This is a genomic window from Streptomyces odontomachi, assembly GCF_024435355.1.
Lineage (GTDB): Bacteria > Actinomycetota > Actinomycetes > Streptomycetales > Streptomycetaceae > Streptomyces > Streptomyces odontomachi.
On the sequence record NZ_JAMJWG010000064.1, the window covers coordinates 1 to 5,111 of the forward strand.

A 5,111-nucleotide genomic window follows, 5' to 3' on the forward strand; every position below is an offset into this window, starting at 1 on the left:
GCCGGACACCCCGATCATCATCACGGACGCACGGCATCGCGCCGACGCCAAGAGCGCGCTCATCACGCTGGTGGAGCACGCGCTGATGGCCCGACTGCGCTAGAAGGGCACCGCGGCCGTCCGCTGGTCTCGTGTACACGAGGCCGGCGGACGGCTACGGTGCTGGTCGGAGCGGTCCGGAAGCCCCGAGCCGAGCCTGTGGGCCCTGCCAAGTCCGCGCAGGCCCAGGGGAGTTGGTGTCGCCCGGCCGACCGCGGTGGGTGTGTCACTGGACACGACCACCTGGGATGTTCATAACGTTTCGAAAGAGAATCGCGACGAGCCCACCACGCGTCGCGGTCGCTCGGTACCGCTGTGCTGACGTGAGCCTCGCCTTTTGGCGGGGCTTTATCTTTATGCCCGTTTTATGTGCGACGCGCGTCACGGCCTGGATCCGGCCCCTGCTGTTTGGAGAACACGCAGCTGACGTGCTGGAATGCGAGAACTGCCGACATGCACAAGGGGCGGTGAACGACGGCGGCACGCGGCCCGGTGCCGATGCCGAGAGGTTGATGCCGAGTGAGTGGAAGCAAGAACGATCCCGCAGCGACGTCGCGGGGCAACTTCACCCCGCCGTCCGATACGGCGACATCGCCAGCGGACCGCCCCGCTCCCGCGGCGCCCTCCCCTGCGGGCAGCCGGCTGCGACCGCGCAACTGGCGCGTGCCCACCAAGCTCTACGCGATCCTGCTGATCCCCGTGGTGGTCGGCCTCGTGATGGGCGGCTTCCAGGTCAAGGGGTCGGTCGACACCTGGCAGGAGGCCAAGGACGCGGAGCGCACGGCCCGTCTGGTGCGCGCCGCGCTCACCTACAGCCAGCGGCTCGTGGACGAGCGCGACATCTCGGCGGCCCCGCTGCTGCGCGGCGACCGGAAGGCCCCCGAGGTCGCCCGGGCGCGCGCCGCCACCGACCGGGCCGCCGCCGCCTTCGACGCGGCCACCCGCGACATGCCGCACACGGCCGGCCTCGAGCGCCGTCTGGCCGCCTTCCGCAAGACCGAGCCGAGGCTGACCAAGCTCCGCGCCGCCGCCTACACCAGCGAGCTGGACGGCGTGCGCACCGAAGAGGGCTACGTCGCCGTCCAGCACCCGCTGATGGAGTTCGCGAACGAGCTGGGCCTGGGCACCGGCAACATCACCAGCTACGGCCGCACCGTCTACTCCATCTCGCTGACCAAGGCCGCGGTCTCGCTGGAGCGCTCCATCGGCATGCACCTGCTGGTCAAGCCGGGTCCGAAACCGAGCGACCTGGGGCGCCAGCGGGTGGCCCTGAGCTCGTACGCCTACCTGGAGGGCATCGCCACGGAGGAGTACCGCTCGGGCGGCACCCCGCAGGACGCGGCGGCCCTCGCGCAGGCCCGCACGCAGCTCCAGGCCGACACCGAGCAGGCCGCCGAGGAGCGCGCCAAGGCGGCGAAGGCGGCGGGCGAGACCGTGGTCCCGGCGCCGCCCCTGGAGAAGATGGTCGACGGCCTGGCCGCGCTGCCCGGTACCGGGTCGGCGGACCGCAAGGCCCTGGCCCGCCAGGGCATCACGGAGCAGAGCTGGTGGGATGCGAACACGGCCAAGTTCGACGCCTACCGGACCATCGAGGCGAACCTGGCGGACAAGGCGGTGAACGAGGCCGCGGGTGTCGCGGACGACGCCCGGCGCGCCACGTTCATCACCGGTGCCGCGGTCCTCGTGGCGCTGCTGGCGGCGCTGGTGCTGGCCGGTCTCATGGCCCGGCAGATGAGCCGGAGCATGCGCAGCCTGCGCACCGCCGCCTTCGACATCGCCCAGCAGCGGCTGCCGATGATCGTCGACCAGCTCTCCCGCACCGCGCCGGGCCGCGTCGACACCCGCGTACGGCCCCTGCCGATCACCACCACGGACGAGATCGGCGAGGTCGCCCGGGCCTTCGACCAGGTACACCGGGAGGCCGTCCGGCTCGCCGCCGAGCAGGCCATGCTGCGCGGAAACGTCAATGCGATTTTCGCCAATCTCTCCCGGCGCAACGAGATGCTCATCGAGGGACAGCTGTCCCTCATCACCAACCTGGAGAGCCGCGAGACCGACCCCGACCAGTTGGCCACCCTGTTCCGGCTGGACCATCTGGCGACCCGCATGCGGCGCAACGGCGAGAACCTGCTGGTGCTCTCCGGCAAGGAGCCGAGCCGCACCTGGGGCCGCCCCGTGCCGCTGGTCGACGTGCTGCGCGCGGCCGCGTCGGAGGTGGAGCAGTACCACCGCATCCAGCTGGTCGGCGTCCCCGAGGCGGACATCCACGGCCTGGCCGTGACCGACCTCATGCACCTGCTGGCCGAACTGCTGGAGAACGCCGCGGTGTTCTCCTCCCCCGACACCAGGGTGCGGGTCACCGCGACCCGGCTGCCGGACGGCCGGGTGATGATCGAGATCCATGACCAGGGCATCGGCCTGACGCCCGAGGACTTCGCCGACGTCAATCACAAGCTGGCCAATCCGCCGGCGGTGGACGCCTCGCTCTCGCAGCGCATGGGCCTGTTCGTGGTGGGCCGGCTGGCCGACCGGCACGGCGTCCGGGTGCAGCTGCGGCCCTCGTCCGAGCACGCGGGCACCACGGCACTGGTCATGCTGCCGGACCGGATCACCCACGGTGGTGGTGCCGGCGCCGAGCAGGAGCCCGAGTTCACCGTCTCGTCCATCATTCCCGAACGCCAAGCGGACCTTTCCGCTCCGCTCCGTACGGCGGCCGAACTCGGCTTCGACGACAGCCGTTACGCGGACTCCGGCGCGGCCCCCGACCTGGATCCGGTCAGTCGCTCCCTGCGGCGCAGCGAGCGGCAGGCGGCCGAGACCGGCGGCCCCGTGCCCGGTGGTCCCGAGCCGGCCACCCCGATGCACCAGGACGCCTACCAGGACTCCGGTCCGGACGCAGAACCGCACGTCACCCCGCCTCTTGCCGCACAGCAGGCGGCGAGCACCGACCCCGGCGCGGCGCCCCACGCCGCTCCGGGCGCCTGGAACGGCTCGTACCACGCTCGGTACACCCATGCCCCCGAAGACCCGCAGCAGGGCGCCTACAACGGCGCCTACGCGCCCTACGACGCCGCCGGGGTCACCGGCGCGTCCAACACGCCGGGCGACGCCCTGGACGGCGCTGGAGCGGGCGTGCAGGGAGGCGCCACGGAGGAGGTCCGGCACCTGCCCGGTCACCTGCCGTCCGGCGCCAACGGGTCCGGGCCGCCGCAGCCCGGCTATACGGAGGCGACCGAGGCGGACCACTGGGCGACCGCCCAGGGTCATACGAACGGCTATGAGCCCAGCCCCCACCAGGGCGAGTGGGCCCATCAGGGGAGCTTCCAGGCGGCCTATCCGATCAACTACGGGAACGAAGCGGAATCCTCCGCAGTTACTGACGGGAACAGTCAGGACCGCGTAGGCTTCACCCCGTCAGGTCCCGCCCCGAGCACCACTCGTGAGGTGACCGACGCCGGTCTTCCGCTGCGCGGCTCCCGCGGGAGCGGCGGTCAGGGCATCTCCGGCGCCGCCGCGGGCCCGCGGCACGCGGGCCGGCAGGCACCCGCCGGCACTACGGGCGGACCGCAGTCGGGCCAGGACGTCGGGCGTTCGGCCAACGACGAGCACCGGCAACGCGCCGAGGCGCTGCGCACACCCCGGGCAGGCGGGGTCACCCCCTCCGGCCTGCCCCGGCGGACGCCCCGGGCCAATCTGGTCTCGGGCTCCGCAGCACAGACTCCGCAGGGTGGCCCCCAGGTCTCCCGTGCTCCCGAGGACGTCCGGGGCAGGCTGAGCAGCCTGCGCCGCGGCATCCAACGGGGCCACAGCGAAGGCAGTAACAGCAAGGGTCGGTCCGGCCAGGGCCCGCACAGCGGGCCCATCGGACCTGACAGCACCTACAACCAGGAGCGTTAGTGTGAGCCCGATGAGCCAGGCGGCACAGAACCTGAACTGGTTGATCACCCAATTCGTGGAGAGCACCCCCGGGGTCTCCCACACTGTGGTGGTCTCCGCCGACGGCCTCCTTCTGGCGATGTCCGAAGGCTTTCCCCGTGACCGCGCGGACCAGTTGGCGGCGGTCGCCTCGGGCCTGACCTCGCTGACCGCGGGCGCCTCCCGCATCTTCGAAGGCGGCCCGGTGACCCAAACAGTTGTGGAGATGGAGCGAGGATTCCTCTTCATTATGTCCATCTCCGATGGTTCTTCGCTCGCCGTGCTCGCACACCCAGAAGCGGACATCGGCCTCATTGGGTACGAGATGGCCCTTCTCGTCGATCGCACGGGCAGCGTTCTGACCCCTGCGCTCCGCGCCGAACTCCAAGGAAGCCTTCTCAACTAGCGGTCTGACGGTACGTTTGCTCGACTTGTGGCCGTAAAGTTTCGGACACGCTCCGGGAGACGGCTCCCCCAGCGCGATGGGTGAAGGAAGTCGGAGGAGGACAACGTGGCAACACCACCGAAGGGTTCGCAGGCCGGCTGGTCCTACGAGCCGACTCAGGGCCCGGAGGACGGTCCCTACGGCGCCTACGCCTTCCCTCACGCCCAGGGCCTGCCCGACGACCCGTACGCGCCGCAGCAGCCGGGGCCCCAGCAGCCTCCGGCGCCGCTGCCCTACGAGCAGCCGCGTCCGCGTATCCAGACGGTGGACGGCCTCACCAAGCATCCCGAGGAAGAGCCGGCACCCGGGCCCTCCCCCGACCATCCGCTGGTGCGGCCGTACACGATGACGGGCGGCCGGACGCGTCCGCGTTACCAACTCGCCATCGAAGCGCTGGTGTCCACCAGCATCCCCTTGCATGAGGTGCACGGCCAGCTGCCCGAGCACCAGCGGATCTGCCATCTGTGCCAGGAGATCAAGTCCGTTGCGGAGATCTCGGCGCTTCTCACCATTCCCCTCGGCGTGGCCCGTATCCTCGTCGCCGACCTGGCGGAGGCGGGGCTCGTCGCCATCCACCAGCCCGGCGGCGACGACAACGCCGACGGCCAGCCTGACGTGACACTGCTCGAAAGGGTGCTCAGTGGACTTCGCAAGCTCTAGCGGCGGATCCGCCCGGCCGACCACCAGCGCGAAGATCGTGGTGGCGGGCGGG

Annotated in this window: 3 protein-coding genes and 2 pseudogenes; all 5 read left to right on the forward strand. The window is 71.2% G+C overall.

Translation table 11 applies throughout. The features are described 5' to 3' along the window. A pseudogene (locus NQO67_RS43310) lies at positions 1-103 on the forward strand (ATP-binding protein); the annotation flags it as partial. Positions 104-558: 455 nt separating this feature from the next. Continuing rightward, the gene (locus NQO67_RS43315; protein ID WP_255956162.1) at positions 559-3,936 is read left to right on the forward strand and encodes a sensor histidine kinase; all 3,378 of its coding nucleotides are present in this window, start codon (positions 559-561) and stop codon (positions 3,934-3,936) included. Between the two features lie 10 nt (positions 3,937-3,946). Next, a complete protein-coding gene (locus NQO67_RS43320; protein WP_255956163.1) occupies positions 3,947-4,360 on the forward strand; it encodes a roadblock/LC7 domain-containing protein in 414 nt (137 codons plus the stop codon). Between the two features lie 105 nt (positions 4,361-4,465). After that, positions 4,466-5,059: a DUF742 domain-containing protein gene (locus NQO67_RS43325; protein ID WP_255956164.1), complete on the forward strand. Its 594-nt coding sequence runs from the start codon at positions 4,466-4,468 to the stop codon at positions 5,057-5,059. After that, a pseudogene (locus tag NQO67_RS44495) lies at positions 5,040-5,111 on the forward strand (ATP-binding protein); the annotation flags it as partial. The gene NQO67_RS43325 and the pseudogene NQO67_RS44495, both read left to right, overlap by 20 nt.